1 protein-coding gene is annotated in these 631 nt (G+C 38.4%); it reads left to right on the top strand.

The window, feature by feature from the left end:
* Positions 1 to 129: 129 nt before the first annotated feature.
* Complete coding sequence (locus H4J76_RS19525; protein WP_182231148.1) at positions 130 to 411, top strand: Imm27 family immunity protein; 282 nt, start codon at positions 130 to 132, stop codon at positions 409 to 411.
* Positions 412 to 631: the final 220 nt, after the last annotated feature.

Here is a 631-nt window from a genome sequence, read left to right as displayed (position 1 = left end):
ATGTTATGTTTTATCATGCTAGCCTCTGTTTGATAATGTTGACACATATATTATGGCTCTGGTTTGTAAAACTAACCCACATTTAGAGGCTAGCACCTTGTGGGGAGTCATTGTGTCTAGGTGTACTAAATGGATTTGCTGCAAGCATCTGAGTCTTTATTAACTGGTCGTTGGTTAGAGTCGGGTAAAGATGTAATAGCCGATCCAGTGCGTGAGCGTATTGAATGGCTTATTAATCATAATTTGAAAAAGGTTGGTACATCTAAATGTGGTTGGAATATATGTTTCACCGATCCCATTGATGGTCGTTTTTGGCTTTTAACTTATCTTCAAAGCGACATGCATGGTGGTGGTCCGCCAACTTTGAGAGTTGCGGAAACTGAGGAAGTTAAAAGTATAGTAACGGTGTAAACGCACACCTAACAAGGCATTAAAGCAGGAAAATTTACAGTTGGCTGTTTTCACTGCGTTCAACATTTTAGCCAACTATAAATTTCCTCTTAATGAGGCGTTGGTATGACTCCCCACGTCAAGTTAAATACACTGATCCTTGTTCATTAATTTCAGAACCATTGTATTCACTTTTAGTATTAAGTGAGTTAACGCATAGAATGAAGCAAGTAATTTCGTC

It is taken from the genome of Colwellia sp. BRX9-1, from assembly GCF_014077195.1.
Lineage (GTDB): Bacteria > Pseudomonadota > Gammaproteobacteria > Enterobacterales > Alteromonadaceae > Colwellia_A.
The sequence above is the reverse complement of the archived record's forward strand: the minus strand, read 5'-3'. Positions and strand labels throughout refer to the sequence as shown.